This is a genomic window from Mycolicibacterium lacusdiani (assembly GCF_021916785.1).
Classification (GTDB): domain Bacteria; phylum Actinomycetota; class Actinomycetes; order Mycobacteriales; family Mycobacteriaceae; genus Mycobacterium; species Mycobacterium lacusdiani.
On sequence record NZ_JAKCFC010000010.1, the window covers coordinates 60,204 to 76,665 of the forward strand.

The window sequence follows — 16,462 nt, forward strand, 5'->3', positions numbered from 1 at the left end:
CGCCTAAGGCAAGGCTATGCTTACGTACCCGTGACGAGGTCACCGACGGCGAAGCCGGCAAACGCGGCAGCGAGGCCCACCGACAGGCTCGCCACGCCGTAGACGAGCGCCACCCGTCGACGGGTCCGCAGCTGCAGGATCCACTCGAGGCCGAACGTCGAATACGTGGTCAGCGCGCCGCAGAAGCCGACTCCCAGGATCTGCGACGCGACGGGCCCGACGGGGATGCTGACCAGAACGGCGAGCAGGAACGAACCCACGACGTTGACCCCGAACGTGCCCCAGGGGTACGTCCGTCCGGCATTGAACGCGCGATCCGCGAGGTACCGCAGGGGCGCCCCGATCGCCGCGCCGAGCGCCACCCACAGCAGCGTCATCGTGCGGTCCTCTTCTCGAAGACCCACAGCCCGAGGGCCGCGGCGAGGACGCCGGAGACGAGCTGCAGCCCGAGGTATGTCATCCCGAGCCCGATGCGGCCGTTGGCGATTAGCTGATGCACCTCGACGATGTGCGTCGAGAATGTGGTGTAGCCGCCGAGGAACCCGGTGCCCAGGAACGGCCGCAGCAGATGGTGTGGCGCGAAGCGCTCGACGCCGGCGACCAGGACGCCGATCAGGAAGCAGCCGGTGACGTTGATGGTGAACGTCGCCCAGCCGATCGACGTCACGGGATGCGGCCACGTTTGCTCGATCACGGCGCGCAAGACGGCGCCCAGCACGCCGCCGAGCGAGACGACCGCCAGTGTCCGCCACATCGTGGGAAGCATAGGAGCCGCGGGAAGTTGAATTCTCGTGGACGGGCGGGTGCGCGGCGGTCGGGGAGAGCAGAATCGTCACCATGGCGGCCAATCCCCGCGCTGGGCAACCAGCGCAAGCAGACGACCTCATCGACGTGGCCCACGTGGTCACCGCCTATTACACGGTGGCGCCCGATCCCGACGACGTCGCGCAGCAGGTGACGTTCGGCACCTCGGGGCATCGGGGTTCCAGCCTCGATGCGGCATTCAACGAGGCCCACATCCTGGCGACCACGCAGGCCATCGCGGAGTACCGCGCCGCCCAGGGCACCACCGGGCCGTTGTTCATCGGGCGCGACACCCATGCGCTGTCGGAGCCGGCGTGGGCGTCGGCGCTCGAGGTGCTGGCCGCCAACGACGTGGTGGCGATGATCGACGCCGCAGACCGCTACACGCCCACCCCTGCGGTCAGCCACGCGATCCTGACGTTCAACCGCGGCCGGGACAGTGATCTGGCCGACGGGATCGTCGTGACGCCGTCGCACAACCCGCCGCGCGACGGCGGCTTCAAGTACAACCCGCCCAACGGCGGCCCGGCCGACACCGATGCGACGAGTGTGATCGCCAAGCGCGCCAACGAGATCCTGCGCGGCGGTCTGGCCGACGTGAAGCGCATTCCGCTGGCGCGCGCACTCAACACAGCTGAGCGGCACGACTACATGAATGCCTACGTGGAGGATTTGCCGAACGTCGTCGACCTGCACGCGATCCGCGCCGAGGGGGTGCGGATCGGCGCCGACCCATTGGGCGGGGCCAGCGTCGACTACTGGGCGGCCATTGCCGAGACGCACGGGCTCGACCTCACGGTCGTCAACCCGCTCGTCGACGCGACGTGGCGGTTCATGACGCTCGACACCGACGGCAAGATCCGGATGGACTGCAGCTCGCCGAATGCAATGGCGTCGCTGATCGGCAAGATCGGTGACTACCAGATCGCGACAGGCAACGACGCCGACTCCGACCGGCACGGCATCGTCACGCCCGACGGCGGGCTGATGAACCCGAACCACTACCTCGCCGTCGCCATCGACTACCTGTACGGCAACCGGCCGGGGTGGCCCGGCTCCGCGGCCGTCGGCAAGACCGCGGTGAGCAGTTCGATCATCGACCGCGTGGTCGCCGGGTTGGGCCGCGAACTCGTCGAGGTGCCCGTCGGGTTCAAGTGGTTCGTCGACGGGTTGATCGGCGGCTCCATCGGGTTCGGCGGCGAGGAGAGCGCGGGCGCATCGTTCCTGCGGACCGACGGGTCGGTGTGGACCACGGACAAGGACGGCATCATCCTGGCACTGCTGGCGTCGGAGATCCTCGCCAAGACGGGGTCGACGCCGTCGCAGCGCTACGCCGAGCTGGCCGAGAAGTACGGGGCGCCGACCTACGCACGCGTCGACGCGCCGGCCAACCGCGAGCAGAAGGCACGGCTGGCCAAGTTGTCGGCCGAGCAGGTCACCGCGACCGAACTCGCGGGGGAGCCGATCACCGCGAAGTTGACCGCGGCGCCGGGCAACGGTGCTCCGCTGGGTGGGCTCAAGGTGACCACCGAGAACGCGTGGTTCGCGGCGCGCCCGTCAGGCACCGAGGACGTCTACAAGATCTACGCCGAGTCCTTCCTAGGCCCCGAGCATCTCGCGCAGGTGCAGGAGGCAGCCCGGTCCGTCGTCGGCTCGGTGATTGGGTGAATACAGTCATGGCGTGAGTTCCGACGCCGAAGCCGACTGTCCGGCTGCAACGGAGGGCAAGGGCAAGGCGACGAGCGAGTCGGCCCCGAAGGACAAGCTGCCCAGCGAGGTCTGGGTCCTGATCTTCTGCAACGCGGTCGTCGCACTCGGGTACGGCGTCGTGGCGCCGGTGCTGCCGCAGTACGCGCGCAACTTCGGCGTCAGCATCAGCGCGGCGACCTTCGTGATCACCGCGTTCGCGTTGATGCGCCTGGTGGGCGCGCCGCCCGCCGGCATGCTGGTGCAGCGGTGGGGAGAGCGGCGGGTCTACGTCTCGGGCCTGCTGATTGTCGCGCTGTCCACCGGTGCGTGCGCGTTCGCGCAGACGTACTGGCAGCTGCTGGTGTTCCGGTCCCTCGGCGGGCTGGGCTCGGCCATGTTCACCGTGTCGTCGCTGGGGCTGATGATCAGGATCTCGCCGGCCAATGCGCGTGGCCGGGTGGCGGGCATGTTCACCTCGGCGTTCCTCGTCGGGTCGGTGGGCGGCCCCGTGCTCGGCAGCCTGACCGCCGGGCTCGGACTGTCGATGCCGTTCGTCATCTACGGCTGCGCGCTCCTGATCGCGGCGGGCGTCGTGCTGATCGTGTTGCGCAAGTCGTCGCTCGCGACGCCCGACGAGCAGACCGAGCGCGCCCTGAGCGTGCGCGAGGCGCTGCGCAACAGCGCCTACCGTGCCGCCCTGGCGTCGAACTTCGCGACGGGGTGGTCGGCGTTCGGGCTGCGGGTCGCGCTGGTCCCGCTGTTCGTCGTGGAGGTGCTGCACCGGGGGACGGGCGTGGCAGGGCTGGCGCTGGCGACGTTCGCGGTCGGCAACGTGTCGGTGGTCATCTTCAGCGGGTACCTGTCCGATCGCGTGGGCAGACGGATACCGCTGCTCGTCGGTCTGCCGGTGGCCGCGGCGATGACCGTGCTGGTTGGCTTCACGACGTCGCTGCCGGTGTTCCTGGTCGCGGCGTTCATCACGGGCGCGGCGACGGGCATCTTCATCTCTCCCCAGCAGGCGGCGGTGGCCGACATCGTCGGCAGCAAGGCACGCGGTGGCACGGCCGTCGCGACGTTCCAGATGATGTCGGACTTCGGGGCGATCCTGGGCTCGCTGGCGGTGGGTCAGATCGCCGAGCACCTGTCGTATGGGACGGCGTTCACGATCAGCGGCGCCATCCTGCTGTCGGCGGCGATCTTCTGGATATTCGCCCCGGAAACCCGCCCGCAGCCGTGTCCGGAGCACACACCTGCCCGGCCGCTCGGTCCGGACGCCGGTGGAGAGGTGCCCTGACCAGTGCTTTTGAACCGCGGGTTACCAGTGGTGTAACTTCGACTGGCACGACTCGAGGGGCTATGGCGCAGTTGGTAGCGCACCACACTGGCAGTGTGGGGGTCAGGGGTTCGAATCCCCTTAGCTCCACTTCATAAATGCAGGTCAGAGGCTTGGCCCGGATACGCGTCAACCCGTGCGCACTTTGCCTGCGTGCGGTCGCCATTGACGCGGGCCTGCGGGCCGCCCGAGCGAGATGGGCTTCGCCAGGACGACGGCCGGGCGCCATTACCGTCGCGTCGGTCCCAAACCAACCCGCGAGTCCGCGAGAACCGACGGGTTTCACCGACTCCTGTCGCAGTTGCTCTAATCCGCGATCTCAGCCGTGATCAGGGTCCGCTTCCGCTGAGCGCAGTCGGCGGCGCCGGGTCACGACGAATCGCAACGCCCAGACCGCGATGGCGGCCGCGATCACGTACTGCAGGGTCGCCGTATAGGGCTCGATGGCGTGCCAATTGGCGCCCAGCGCGTAGCCAGCCGATATGAGCGCGCTGTTCCACACCAAGCTGCCCAGCAGGGTCAGGACGGTGAAGGTCGCGGCGCTCATCCGCTCGGTACCTGCTGGGATCGAGATGAAGCTGCGAAACAGCGGCACCATCCGTCCGAAGAACACCGCCTTGGTGCCGTGGCGCGCGAACCACGCGGTCGTCTTGTCCATGTCTTCGGCCGCCAGCAGCGGAATGCGCAGTGCCAGCTTGCGAATTCGTTCGTGCCCGAGCCAGGCACCGAGCCCGTAGAGCATCCAAGCCCCGACCACCGAGCCGATCGTGGCGCCGATGATCGCCTCGGCCAGCGACAGGTCGCCGAGACGCGCGGCGAAACCGGCCATCGGCAAGATGACCTCACTGGGCACGGGGGGGAACAGGTTCTCGGCGGCGATCGCCAGACCCGCGCCGAGGCCTCCCCAGCGCTCCATCAATTCGACTGTCCAGCCAGCGACACCGTCGACATCGGTGGCGAAGTGCGTCGCCAACAAGCCGCCTTTCGTCGGGGGGTCTGTTTCGAGGGTACCGGTGTCGGCGGGGAGCGAGAGTCGGCGCAAAGCGGGCTCAGCCCGGGCAACATGGGGCGAGCAGAGCGTCGGAAACCGCAGGTGACGAACCGCACTGAAAAGACGGAGCATGCGCGGACTCGACGCGACCTTACTTCGAAGTAAGGTCAGCGTGATGACCAGCTCACTCACCTACCGTGCCTGGCAGAGTCTTTCCGGCAAACCCGGTGGCAGCCGCATCTTCTCCGTCGCGGCCATGGCCCGCGTGCCGTACTTCGCCTCCGTCCTGCCTCATGTCGTCCGCATGGAGCTGGGCCTGGCCGAGGTCGAGATTCCGAAGTGGCCGATGATCCACAACCACCTGCACACCGTCCATGCAATCGCGTCGTGCAACGCCGCCGAGATGGCGATGGGAATGCTGATGGAGGCGACGGTGCCGAGTACCCACCGCTGGATTCCGAAGGCGATGAACGTCCAATACCTGCAGAAGGCGACGACGTCGCTGCGCGCCACGGCACAGCTCGACGCACCCGACTTCGGCACGATCAGCGAGGGGACTGAGATCGTGGTGCCGGTGAGCGTCACCGACCGACACGGCGTCGAGGTCGTACATGCCGAGATCACCACGTGGGTGACGCCGAAGTAGTTCGGACCCGGACCCGGCTACGACACGTGTCGGCCGTTCACCAGATCGTCAAGGGCTGCCTCGGCGTCGCGCCACGTCGGCACGAACGTCGCCATCGGCGCATCGCTCGTCCAGGCTTCCCACAGCGCACGGACCTTGCCGTTGCGATCATTGACCACGATGTGCTCGATCCCGCAGAGCGTCGCGATGACGTGTCCGTGCAGGCGGTCGGTGACCAGGACGCGCCCCCGCGACAGGGTTCGGATGCCCCACCGCAGGTTCTGTCGTGCAAATCCGTTGGCCGCGGTGGCGCGTCCTCGCTTCCGACAACGTCGCGGTGGTGCCCGACGCTCTGGAATTCCAGACTGCGGCGGCGCTTCCGGTCGCCGGCGTGACCGCGTTACAGATCGTGCGACGACTCGGGGCCGATGAGGTCGTCGTCGGACTTCGGGGAGTAGCACCCGTGTACGGGGTGCTCGAGCACGTCGGCGGCGAGATGCTGGCCGAGGCGTTCGCTCTGCACGACGGTGGGCGGGTGATCTCGGTAGGTGCTGCCTCAGGTCAACCGACGATCATCGACTACGAAGCGGAACGAATGACGATGTCGAAGAAGCGGATCGAAATCTTCATGATGGAGTGGCCGATCGCGGCGGACCTGCAATACGTGGTCGACCTGGCCGCAAGCGGCCAACTGGATGCACAGATCGGCCATCGCGATTCCTGGGACGCGATCGACGCACTGCTCGGCCGCAAGGTCGTAGGCAAGGTGGCGCTCACCGTCCGTTAGGCGCGCCCGAACCTCAGTCCAACTCGGCGAGGGCCTTGCGGGCGGCCTCCAGTTCGGCCTCGAGCGCAGCGACCTTGGCGGCCTGCTGGACGCGTGCCTCCTCGATCACCTCGTCGATCGGGGTGGCCAGGTCCTCGTGGAGTTCCTTGGCTGCGCGGGAGACTGCTGCGGCTGCGACGGCGAGGTCTCGAGCCAGGAAGGTGCTGCCCTGCTTGAGTTCTGCGCGCCATTCGCCATCAGCGGTTCCGGTGACGGTCAGCGTGAGTTCGAGGGTCTTGGCCTTCCTGCCGGTCGACTTCTTGGCCGGAGCCTTCGTCGGTGCCTGCTCCACCGGGGCAAGGGTGGAGTCGGCGGGCGGTGCGTCGACTGGCAGGGTGTCTACGGTCATCGGGCGGCGATCTCCTCGAAAGATTGCCCGCTGTGCGCGGGCGGGCGCTGGAGCAGTCATTAGAACACGCGTTCGAAGATCGGATCAACCCGTGCCGGATCCGTCGTCCGTGGCACGCAGGATCTCGCGGGTCCGACGCAGCACGTCCAGTTGGGCGTCGTTGTACAGCTCTGACATCGCCGCAGCGACGGTCCGATCGAAGTGGCTCGGCCCCTTCGGGGCGTCTGCCCGCGACTCCAGTACACCGGGATGAGCTGCGTAGACCGCGCGCAGGTACGGCACGAGGTGCTCGACGATTTCCCGACGAGTCGACTCGTCGGCGTCGGCAGGCAGGTCGTCGAACGCGAGCACGCCCGCAGGCTCCTCGGGAACGTTCTCCAGCAGCTTGCCGTAGTCCGCGAGGCCGCGCGGTCCCAGCACCCTCGTCATGACGACGACGAGCGACCGGTCTACATCCGAGAGCTTGGCCACTGCATCGGGTCGGACGAAGTTCGACGGCAGGTCGATGTGCGACGAATCATCCAGTAGCGCAGCGAGTTCGGCGCGTGCGCTCCGAATGCGCTCCATCTTGGCCGCGAGTTCATCGTCCAGGGCGCGCAGTGCTTCCTCGGGGTGTTCGTCGCTGTCGCCCATGGCGGCGATCTGAGGCAGGGAGAAACCCAGATCGGTCAGTCGTTTGATGCGCACCAGTCGCACGAGATGAGCAGCGCCGTACTGTTTGTAGCCGTTGTTGTGACGGTCGGGTTCGGCGAGCAGGCCGATCTGGTGGTAGTGCCGGACCGCTCGCAGGCTCGTGCCTGCGAGTTCGGCGATCTCACGGGTGCTCCATGCCACGCGTCCATTGTCGGGCACGGCGGAGTTTGACTGTGCCGCTGCGTCACGGTGTGTCCTGGCGGCATGGCATCACAGGACGCGACGACACACGACGGGACCCCGCAAGGCACGACACGGGCAGACGAGCACCTGACACTCCTGGACCGCATGGGTGGCGTGTCCGGCCTGGTCGCCGCCAGCATGCCCACGTTCGCCTACCTCGTGGCGAACGCGCTGGCAGGGCTGGACGCTGCAATCGTGGCTGCACTCACCGTCAGCGTCGCGCTGATCGCATGGAGGAAGTACCGCAAGCAGCCGATCCAGCCGGCCGTCTCCGGACTGCTGGGCGTGGTCGTCGCGTCGTTGATCGCCCTGTACACCGGTTCCGCCGAGGGCTACTTCCTACCCGGCATCTGGGTGAGTCTGGTGCTGGCCGCCGTGTTCGCGATCTCCGTGGTGGTGCGACGGCCACTGGTGGGCGTGGTCTGGCACGCGCTCACGAGCACGGGGGAGCGCGCCGCCTGGCACGCCGACAAGGGTGCGCTGCACGCATTCGACGTCGCCACGCTGACGTTCGTGGCGGTGTTCGCCGCGAGGTTCGTCGTCCAGGACTGGCTGTACGACGCCGGTTCCGCCGGTTGGTTGGCGTTCGCTCGGATCGCGATGGGTTACCCGCTGCTCGCGCTGGCGCTTCTGGTGACCTTCTGGGCGGTTCGCCGTGCACGCGGACGGCTCGATGTCGTGACCGACGAGCAGCGGGAGAGGCTCGCGACGCGGCCGAGCAGTCAGCTAGTCGACCGAAGCAACTGCAGTGAGTACTCGTAGGCCCAACTGGCCAGCGCCGATTCCCTGACGCTGTCGTATCCTGGCTGAGCCGAACGGTATTCGTGCATCCTGGCATCCGCCGCATACCGCGCGGCGGCCTGCTCCACGGTCTCGTGTGCGATCGGATCGGTGGTGAGCAACGCGAAGTCTCGCATCGGGTCCATCGTCATCCTTGGGGTCCGGTACTGCTGGGGCTGTGGACGGCCTGGGGAGCACTGTGCTGCAACCGTAGCCATGGCTGGCGCATCTCCTGCTCACGACGAGCCTGCTCGGCAGCGACGATCAGGTGAATTCTGCGGGTGAGCTGCTCCCGGGTCATGCCGAACTCCAGCATCACCTCCTCGGCGGGCGGACCGCCGTAGGGGACCCAGCTGCGGACGAAGTCCATGATCTGTCGGTCGAACCGGTCCATCACGTCACGACCCGCCCTTCTTCTTGTTGTAGACGTCGAAGCCGACTGCGGCCAGGAGCACCAGGCCCTTGATGAGCTGCTGAATGTCGCTACCGATTCCGATCAGGGACATGCCGTTGTTCAGCACGCCGAGCACGAAGCCGCCGATGATCGCGCCGAACACCGTCCCCACCCCGCCGTTGGCGGACGCGCCGCCGATGAACGCCGCCGCGATCGCTTCCAACTCCATGCCGATGCCGGCCTGCGGCGTAGCGGAGTTGAGTCGGGCGGCGAAGAGGAGGCCGGCCAGGGCCGAGAGCAGACCCATGTTGACGAACACCAGGAAGGTGACCCGCTTGGTCTTCACGCCGGACAGCCGCGCGGCTGCCACGTTGCCGCCGACGGCGTAGACCTGTCGCCCGAAGACGGTGCTGCGCATCAGGAATGCGTACAGCACGAACGCAACAGCCAAGATGATGCCGACGACCGGGACGCCCCGGTAGCTGGCGAGCAACAGCGTGAACGCGGCCAGCGCGGCGACGATCGCGGCGCACTTGGCGATGAACCAGACCAGCGGCAGCACGTCGAAGCCGTAGCGGGTCTGCGTCCTTCGCTGACGGACCTGCTGCCAGATGGCCGCGGCCATGACGAACACCCCGAGGATCACGGTCGGCCAGTGGTAGAGGCTGGCGCCGCCCACCTCGGGCAGGAACCCGCTGCTGACCTGACTGAAGCTGCGGGGGAACGGGGCGATCGACTGCCCCTCGAGCAGATACTGCGTCGCACCGCGGAACACCAGCATGCCGGCGAGGGTCACGATGAACGAGGGAATGCCGACGTATGCGATCCAGAACCCCTGCCACGCACCGATCAGCGCACCCAGCAGCAGACACACGACCACCGCCACGGGCCAGGGCATGTCGTAGCGGATCATCAGGACCGCCGACATGGCGCCGACGAATCCCGCGATCGAGCCGACCGACAGGTCGATGTGCCCGGAGATGATCACGATGACCATCCCGATCGCCAAGATGAGGATGTAACCGTTCTGCTGAACGATGTTGGTGACGTTGAGCGGTTTGAGCAGGATCCCGCTGGTCCACACCTGGAACAGGATCACGATCAGCACCAGCGCGACGACCATGCCGTATTGCCGGAAGTTGCCCCGCAGCGCGGTCTTGAGTCGCGACGCCGGGGAGTCCGGTGGTGGGGGTGCCTGCGCGCTCGACGCCGCGTCCACCGTCGAACTGGTGGTCATGTGGTCGGTCCCTTCATCATGAAGTGCATCAATGTCTCCTGGGCAGCGTCCGCGCGGTGTACCTCACCGGTGAGCCTGCCCTCGTTGAGGGTGTAGATCCGATCGCACAGGCCGATCAGCTCCGGCAGTTCGGAAGAGATGACGATCACCGACTTGCCCTGCGCAGCAAGGTCGTTGATGATCGTGTAGATCTCGTACTTGGCGCCGACGTCGATGCCGCGTGTCGGCTCGTCGAGGATCAGCACGTCCGGGTCGGCGAAGATCCACTTGCTCAGCACCACCTTCTGCTGATTGCCGCCCGACAGGTTGCCGGTGATCGATTTCACCGATTGCGCCTTGATGCGCATGTCCTTGCGGAAGCGCTCGGCGACCACCGTCTCTTCGTGCTCGTTGACGACCGATGCCCTGCTCACCTTCGACAGCGAAGCCAACGTCACGCTGCGGGCGATGTCGTCCATCAGGTTGAGGCCGTAGTGCTTGCGGTCCTCGGTGGCGTAGGCGATGCCGTGACCGATCGCCTCTGACACGGTGCGCGTCCGAATCTCCCTACCGTCCTTGAAGACCGCGCCGCCACCCTTCTTTCCGTAGCTGCGGCCGAAGACACTCATCGCCAACTCGGTGCGCCCTGCGCCCATGAGGCCGGCGAGGCCGACGACTTCACCGCGCCGCACGTTGATGGAGACGCCGTCGACCACCTTGCGCTGCTGGTCGAGTGGATGGAACACCGTCCAGTCCTCGACGGCGAAGGTGACGTCGCCGATGGCGTGCGGGCTCCGCTCGGGGAAGCGGTCGACCATGTCGCGGCCCACCATCCCGCGGATCACGTGTTCCTCCGTGAGCCCCGTTTCGACCGGCCGGGTTTCGATGGTCTGTCCGTCGCGCAGGATGGTGATCGTGTCGGCGACCCGCATCACCTCGTTGAGCTTGTGCGAGATGATGATGCAGGTCAGGCCTTGGGTCTTGAGTTCGACGATGAGGTCGAGCAGATGCCTGCTGTCCTCGTCGTTGAGCGCCGCGGTGGGCTCGTCGAGGATCAGGAGCTTGACCTTCTTCGACAGCGCCTTGGCGATCTCGACCAGTTGCTGCTTGCCGACGCCGATGTCGGCGATCCGCGTATGCGGGCTCTCCTGCAGACCGACCCGTTCGAGCAGTCGCTGTGCGTGGGTCATCGTCTCGTGCCAGCTGATGACCCCGGCGGACGCGTGTTCGTTGCCGAGGAAGACGTTCTCGGCGATCGACAACACGGGTACCAGCGCGAGTTCCTGGTGGATGATCACGATGCCGCGCCGCTCGCTGGACCGGATGTCCTTGAACTCGCCACTGGCGCCGTCGAAGACGATGTCGCCCTCATAGCTGCCGTGGGGGTAGATGCCGCTGAGCACCTTCATCAGAGTCGACTTACCAGCACCATTCTCGCCGCAGATCGCGTGCACCTCGCCGGTGCGCACGGTGAGGTTGACGTCGCTCAGGGCGGTGACGTCGCCGAACCGCTTGGTGATGCCGCGCATCTCGAGCAGCGGCGCGGCCGCGGCATCGTTCACGCGACCTGTGCAGCCGTGTAGTAGCCGGAGTCGACGAGCACCTTCTGGTAGTTGTCCTTGTCGACGCTGACCGGTTCGAGCAGGAATGCCGGGACGACCTTCACCCCGTTCTCGTAGGTCGTGGTGTCGTTGACCTCGGGGGTGCCGCCCGTCAGCAGCGAATCGGCCATCTGCACAGCAGATTTGGCGAGTTCACGGGTGTCCTTGAACACCGTCTGCGTCTGCTCGCCTGCGATGATCGACTTGACCGAGGCCAGTTCGGCGTCCTGGCCGGTGACGATCGGCAGCCGCTTGTCGGGGGTACCGTATCCGGCGCTCTTCAAGGCGGAGATGATCCCGAGCGACATGCCGTCGTAGGGGGACAGGACCGCGTCCACCCGGCCGCTGGTGTAGGCCTTGCTCAGCAGGTTGTCCATGCGCGACTGCGCGAGGCCACCGTCCCAGCGCAGAGTCGCCACCTGGTCGAAAGTGGTCTGACCGCTCTTGACGACGAGCTTGCCGCTGTCGATGAAGGGCTGCAGGACGCTCATCGCGCCGTTGAAGAAGAACGTCGCATTGTTGTCGTCCGGCGATCCGGCGAACAGCTCGATGTTGAAGGGCCCCTTGCCCGAAGCGAGACCCAGCTTGTCGGTGATGTAAGACGCCTGCAGCACGCCGACCTTGAAGTTGTCGAACGTGGCGTAGTAGTCGACGTTCGCGGTACCTCGAATGAGCCGGTCGTAGCTGACGACGGGGATCTTGGCGTCGGCGGCGCGCTGGAGGATGTCGGTCAGCGACGAGCCGTCGATCGGTGCGATCACCAAGGCCTTCACGCCCTTGGTGATCATGTTCTCGATCTGCGACACCTGGTTCTGCACTACGTCGTCGCCGTACTGCAGGTCGGTCTGATAGCCCAGCGCCGTGAACTGCTCGGCCATGTTGTTGCCGTCGGCGACCCAGCGTTCGGAGGACTTCGTCGGCATCGAGATGCCGACCGTCCCCGTGCGCTCGCCATCGCCGCCACCGGTTGTCTCCGTGGTCGTGGAGCGACCGCAGCCGGCGCTGGCGAGCGCGGCGACGACGGCGAGCGCGCCCGCGACACGAACAAAGCTCTTGCGCATGAATTCCTCCGGTTGATCCCGTGCCGCCCATCTCCGTCGCGGGGCGGCAGGCCACCAGCGATGTGAGCGCTAACATTGAAGATCATGTGACGCGGCTCACGGCTTTGTCAAGGATCGCCGGGCGCCGATGTGAACGTTCACGAGACCGTTGACATCGGCTGAATGTGAGCGTTAACATCCGAGCCAGTGTAATCCCGGTCACAGCGCTTGAGTCCGCACCGCGACCAGCTCTCCGCTCATCATCACCGCCCTGAACAGGGCGAACGCACCCACCACGAGGAGTCGACGTGAACAGAGTCATGACCGCGATGGCCGTCATCGCCACGGCGGGCGTGCTGGCCGCCTGCGGCAGCGGACCCGCGCCGGGCACGGCGCCCGGCGCCGGTTCCGAGGGTGGCGCGATCACCATGGGGTTCTCTCAGGTCGGTGCCGAAAGTGGATGGCGAACCGCCAACACCAAGTCGATTCAGGAAGCGGCGACGGCGGCCGACGTCGACCTCAAGTTCTCCGACGCCAACGGCGAGCAGGAGAACCAGATCAGCGCGATCCGCTCGTTCGTGCAGCAGCGCGTCGACGTGATCGCGTTCAGCCCGGTGGTTCGCACGGGGTGGGACGCCGTGTTGCTCGAAGCCAAGAACGCCGGAATCCCGGTGATCCTCACCGACCGGGCCGTCGACACGCAGGAGAAGGACGTCTTCAAGACCTTCGTCGGAGCGGACTTCGTCGAGGAGGGCCGCCGCGCCGGCAAGTGGGTGGTCGAGCAACACGCGTCGGCACCGGGACCGGTGAACATCGTCCAGCTCGAGGGTACGACGGGTGCCGACCCCGCCATCGAGCGCAACTCCGGATTCGCCGACGCCATCGCGGCGAACCCCAACCTGAGGGTGATCGCCTCGCAGAGCGGTGATTTCACCCGATCGGGCGGCAAGCAGGTCATGGAGGCGTTCCTGAAGGCGAACCCGAAGATCGATCTGGTGTTCGCGCAGAACGACGACATGGGTCTGGGTGCGATGGAGGCCATCGAGGCAGCAGGGCTCACTCCCGGCAAGGACGTTCAGATCGTCGCCGTGGACGCCACCCATGACGGCATGCAGGCCTTGGCGGACGGCAAGTTCAACTACATCGTCGAGTGCAACCCGCTGCTCGGTCCGCAGCTCATGGACCTCGCCAAGAAGGTGGTCGCCGGCGAGCCGGTACCGCCGCGCGTCGTCACCCCGGACGAGGCCTTCGACCAGCAGCAGGCCGCGGCCGTCCTCCCGGACCGCAAGTACTGACGCGCGCCCAGACGAGGAATTCCCCATGACCGCTTCGGTTCTCGCGCCCGCCGACACCCCCGTGGTCGACATGCGCAACGTCACCATCGGCTTCCCCGGTGTCAAGGCACTCGACGGTGTCGACTTCCGGCTGCTGCCTGGCGAGATCCACGCGTTGATGGGCGAGAACGGCGCTGGGAAGTCGACGCTGATCAAGGCGCTCACCGGTGTCTACGACATCGACGCGGGACGCATCGCCGTCGACGGCGTCGAGCAGCGGTTCAGCGGTCCGCGCCACGCGCAAGCCGCCGGCATCAGCACCGTCTACCAGGAGGTCAACCTCTGCACCAATCTGACCGTGGCGGAGAACATCCTGCTCGGTCGCGAGCCGCGTCGATTCGGACGCATCGACTACCGGGCAATGAACGAACGGGCCGGCGAACTGCTGGCCGAGCTGGACGTCACCATCGATGCGAGATCCACTCTGGGCGACCATCCGATCGCGCTGCAGCAACTGGTCGCCATCGCTCGAGCGACGGCAGTGTCGGCGCGGGTGTTGATCCTCGACGAACCCACGTCCAGCCTCGATGCCGACGAGGTGGCCGAACTCTTCCGGGTCATGCGCCGCCTGCGCGACGGCGGTACCGCAATCCTGTTCGTGTCGCACTTCCTCGATCAGGTGTACGAGATCTCGGACCGGATGACGGTGCTACGCAACGGGCGTCTGGTCGGCGAGTACCCGACCGCCGAATTGGACAGGGTGAGCCTGATCGCGGCGATGCTCGGTCACGACCTCGAACTGCTCGAGAAGATCGAAGAAGCCGTGGCCACCAGCGAGGACGCGGGCGACGAGACGGTACTGAGCGCGCGGGGGATTGGGCGAGCACCAGGTCTCCATCCCGTGGACGTCGACGTTCGTCGTGGCGAGGTGGTCGGACTCGCCGGGCTACTCGGTTCCGGCCGAACCGAGCTGGCGCGGCTGCTCTTCGGCGCGGATCGTCCGACCACCGGCGAGATCTCGGTCAACGGGATGGCAGCAGCGATCCGCTCGCCCCGCGCCGCAATCGCCAAGGGCCTCGCGTTCTCATCGGAGGATCGCAAGCGCGAGGGGATCGTCGGCGACCTAACCGTGCGCGACAACCTGGTCCTGGCACTGCAGGCGCGTCGCGGGTTCGCACGTCCACTGTCTAGGAAGGCCAAGGACGACCTGGTGGCGAACTACATGGAAGCGCTCGACATTCGGCCGCGCAACCCGTTGGCACTGGTGCGAAACCTCAGCGGCGGCAATCAACAGAAGGTGCTGCTGGCGCGGTGGCTCATCACCGAGCCGCAGCTGATCATCCTCGACGAACCCACCCGCGGCATCGACGTGGGCGCGAAGGCCCAGATTCAGCGACTCGTCACCGATCTCGCCACCGACGGAATGGGCGTGGTCTTCATATCGGCAGAACTCGACGAAGTCGCGCGCATCAGCGACCGCATCGTGGTCCTGCGCGAAGGACGTCGCATCGCAACGGTCGGCAACGACTGCACGGTGCGGGAACTGACGGCACTGATCGCCGGCGGTGACGTGCGATGAGGCACAAGGTGCTTGCCTCACCGCTGCTGTGGCCCGTGGGGGCGCTGATCGCGTTGCTGGCCGTCAACGTCGTCGTGACACCCAGCTTCCTGGCCATCCGCGTTCAGGACGGTCACCTGTTCGGCAGCGTCATCGACATCCTGCGCAACGGTGCACCCACCATGCTGGTCGCCCTCGGCATGACTTTGGTGATCGCGTCGCGCGGCATCGACCTGTCGGTGGGCGCCGTCGTCGCCGTCAGTGGAGCCTTGGCATGCGCCCACATCGCCTCCTCGACCGATCCGGCCGGCGCGGGCACCGTGATCACCGCGGCCGCCATTGCCCTCGGTGTCGCCGTCGCACTCGGCCTGTGGAATGGTGCGCTGGTATCGGTGTTCGGCGTCCAGCCGATCATCGCCACGCTGATCCTGATGACGGCTGGCCGGGGCATCGCGCTGTTCATCACCGACGGCCAGATCGTCACGGTGACCAGTGCGCCGTTCAAGGTGCTCGGTGCGGGCTACGCGTTCGGCCTCCCGGTCGCGATCCTGGTGAGCCTCTCCGTGTTCCTGGTCGTCGGTCTGCTCACGCGGCGTACCGCTCTCGGCATGCTGCTCGAGTCCGTCGGCGTCAACCCCGAGGCGAGTCGGCTCGCCGGGGTGCGGCACCGCTCTATCGTGTTCGCCGTCTACGTGTTCTGCGCGCTGTGCGCCGGAATCGCCGGCCTCATGATCGCGTCGAACATCTCCGCCGCCGACGCCAACAACGCGGGGCTCTGGATCGAGATGGACGCCATCCTCGCCGTCGTCATCGGCGGCACGTCGCTGCTCGGCGGACGCTTCAGCCTGACCGGGACGATCATCGGCGCGCTCATCATCCAGACCCTCACCACCACCGTCTACACCGCAGGGATCACCCCGGAGACCACGCTGGTGTTCAAGGCGCTCGTCGTCATCGCGGTGTGTCTGCTGCAGGCGCCGAAGTTCCGGGCAGCGCTCACCCGGCGCCGGCCAACCCGCAGCGCCACGGTGTCGACGCCGGAAGGCGTTGCGCAGGAGACCATCCTGGCGCCTCAGTCGGCAGTGTCCGGGATGGCGACGAAGTGA

General features: G+C 66.8%; 18 protein-coding genes, 1 tRNA gene and 1 pseudogene. 9 read left to right on the forward strand and 11 right to left on the reverse strand.

What is annotated here, in order from left to right; all coding sequences use genetic code 11:
* Positions 1-20: 20 nt before the first annotated feature.
* Both LOK44_RS24285 and LOK44_RS24290 read right to left on the reverse strand, forming a co-directional pair.
* Complete coding sequence (locus LOK44_RS24285) at positions 21-377, reverse strand: fluoride efflux transporter FluC (RefSeq protein WP_237572646.1); 357 nt, start codon at positions 375-377, stop codon at positions 21-23.
* Positions 374-754: a fluoride efflux transporter FluC gene (locus tag LOK44_RS24290; protein ID WP_237572647.1), complete on the reverse strand. Its 381-nt coding sequence runs from the start codon at positions 752-754 to the stop codon at positions 374-376. Before LOK44_RS24290 ends, LOK44_RS24285 begins: the two co-directional genes overlap by 4 nt.
* An 83-nt stretch (positions 755-837) precedes the next feature.
* Between LOK44_RS24290 and pgm the strand changes: the two genes are divergently transcribed.
* The 3 genes from pgm (at position 838) to LOK44_RS24305 (ending at position 3,916) form a co-directional block, all read left to right on the forward strand.
* Positions 838-2,472, forward strand: a complete 1,635-nt coding sequence (gene pgm, locus LOK44_RS24295; RefSeq protein ID WP_237572648.1) for a phosphoglucomutase (alpha-D-glucose-1,6-bisphosphate-dependent) — start codon at positions 838-840, stop codon at positions 2,470-2,472.
* A 13-nt stretch (positions 2,473-2,485) separates the two neighbouring features.
* Complete coding sequence (locus tag LOK44_RS24300) at positions 2,486-3,787, forward strand: MFS transporter (protein ID WP_372481309.1); 1,302 nt, start codon at positions 2,486-2,488, stop codon at positions 3,785-3,787.
* 56 nt (positions 3,788-3,843) lie between these two features.
* Positions 3,844-3,916: transfer RNA gene (locus tag LOK44_RS24305), tRNA-Ala, on the forward strand.
* A 229-nt stretch (positions 3,917-4,145) separates the two neighbouring features.
* Here LOK44_RS24305 and LOK44_RS24310 read toward each other — a convergent pair.
* Positions 4,146-5,009: a DedA family protein gene (locus LOK44_RS24310; RefSeq protein ID WP_308192785.1), complete on the reverse strand. Its 864-nt coding sequence runs from the start codon at positions 5,007-5,009 to the stop codon at positions 4,146-4,148.
* On the opposite strand from LOK44_RS24310, the gene LOK44_RS24315 reads away from it, so the two are divergent.
* Positions 4,993-5,463: a hotdog fold domain-containing protein gene (locus tag LOK44_RS24315; protein WP_237572649.1), complete on the forward strand. Its 471-nt coding sequence runs from the start codon at positions 4,993-4,995 to the stop codon at positions 5,461-5,463. The genes LOK44_RS24310 and LOK44_RS24315 overlap by 17 nt on opposite strands.
* A 17-nt stretch (positions 5,464-5,480) precedes the next feature.
* Here the strand turns inward: LOK44_RS24315 and LOK44_RS24320 are convergent, their stop codons facing one another.
* A complete protein-coding gene (locus tag LOK44_RS24320) occupies positions 5,481-5,621 on the reverse strand; it encodes a hypothetical protein (protein WP_237572650.1) in 141 nt (46 codons plus the stop codon).
* 51 nt (positions 5,622-5,672) lie between these two features.
* Positions 5,673-5,720 (reverse strand): annotated as a pseudogene (locus LOK44_RS30160) (hypothetical protein); the annotation flags it as partial.
* Positions 5,721-5,728: 8 nt separating this feature from the next.
* Here LOK44_RS30160 and LOK44_RS24325 point away from each other — a divergent pair.
* Positions 5,729-6,229: a zinc-binding dehydrogenase gene (locus LOK44_RS24325; RefSeq protein ID WP_237572651.1), complete on the forward strand. Its 501-nt coding sequence runs from the start codon at positions 5,729-5,731 to the stop codon at positions 6,227-6,229.
* 13 nt (positions 6,230-6,242) lie between these two features.
* On the opposite strand, the gene LOK44_RS24330 is transcribed toward LOK44_RS24325, so the two are convergent.
* Together LOK44_RS24330 and LOK44_RS24335 are read right to left on the reverse strand one after the other, a co-directional pair.
* Complete coding sequence (locus LOK44_RS24330; RefSeq protein ID WP_237572652.1) at positions 6,243-6,617, reverse strand: DUF6319 family protein; 375 nt, start codon at positions 6,615-6,617, stop codon at positions 6,243-6,245.
* 84 nt (positions 6,618-6,701) lie between these two features.
* Positions 6,702-7,451: a helix-turn-helix domain-containing protein gene (locus LOK44_RS24335; protein WP_237572653.1), complete on the reverse strand. Its 750-nt coding sequence runs from the start codon at positions 7,449-7,451 to the stop codon at positions 6,702-6,704.
* Between the two features lie 63 nt (positions 7,452-7,514).
* On the opposite strand from LOK44_RS24335, the gene LOK44_RS24340 reads away from it, so the two are divergent.
* Positions 7,515-8,255: a DUF3159 domain-containing protein gene (locus LOK44_RS24340; protein WP_237572654.1), complete on the forward strand. Its 741-nt coding sequence runs from the start codon at positions 7,515-7,517 to the stop codon at positions 8,253-8,255.
* Between the two features lie 166 nt (positions 8,256-8,421).
* On the opposite strand, the gene LOK44_RS24345 is transcribed toward LOK44_RS24340, so the two are convergent.
* Genes LOK44_RS24345 through chvE form a run of 4 tightly spaced genes read right to left on the reverse strand, consistent with a single transcriptional unit; the run spans position 8,422 to position 12,545 of the window.
* Entirely contained in the window at positions 8,422-8,667 is a 246-nt protein-coding gene (locus tag LOK44_RS24345) for a hypothetical protein (RefSeq protein ID WP_237572655.1), read from the reverse strand.
* A gap of 4 nt (positions 8,668-8,671) precedes the next feature.
* Positions 8,672-9,904 (reverse strand): multiple monosaccharide ABC transporter permease, encoded by a 1,233-nt coding sequence (gene mmsB / locus LOK44_RS24350; RefSeq protein ID WP_237572656.1) that lies wholly within the window; start codon positions 9,902-9,904, stop codon positions 8,672-8,674.
* Positions 9,901-11,412 carry a multiple monosaccharide ABC transporter ATP-binding protein gene (gene mmsA, locus LOK44_RS24355; protein WP_237572806.1) on the reverse strand — a complete coding sequence of 504 codons (1,512 nt, stop codon included), beginning with the start codon at positions 11,410-11,412 and terminating at the stop codon, positions 9,901-9,903. Before mmsA ends, mmsB begins: the two co-directional genes overlap by 4 nt.
* Positions 11,413-11,441: 29 nt before the next feature.
* A complete protein-coding gene (gene chvE, locus LOK44_RS24360; protein WP_237572657.1) occupies positions 11,442-12,545 on the reverse strand; it encodes a multiple monosaccharide ABC transporter substrate-binding protein in 1,104 nt (367 codons plus the stop codon).
* A gap of 287 nt (positions 12,546-12,832) precedes the next feature.
* On the opposite strand from chvE, the gene LOK44_RS24365 reads away from it, so the two are divergent.
* The 3 genes from LOK44_RS24365 to LOK44_RS24375 are packed head-to-tail and all read left to right on the forward strand — an operon-like array spanning position 12,833 to position 16,462.
* Positions 12,833-13,819 (forward strand): ABC transporter substrate-binding protein, encoded by a 987-nt coding sequence (locus LOK44_RS24365; protein ID WP_237572658.1) that lies wholly within the window; start codon positions 12,833-12,835, stop codon positions 13,817-13,819.
* A gap of 25 nt (positions 13,820-13,844) precedes the next feature.
* Complete coding sequence (locus tag LOK44_RS24370; RefSeq protein WP_237572659.1) at positions 13,845-15,377, forward strand: sugar ABC transporter ATP-binding protein; 1,533 nt, start codon at positions 13,845-13,847, stop codon at positions 15,375-15,377.
* On the forward strand, positions 15,374-16,462 hold the full coding sequence (locus tag LOK44_RS24375; RefSeq protein ID WP_237572660.1) for an ABC transporter permease: 1,089 nt from the start codon (positions 15,374-15,376) through the stop codon (positions 16,460-16,462). The genes LOK44_RS24370 and LOK44_RS24375 overlap by 4 nt, the downstream gene beginning before the upstream one ends.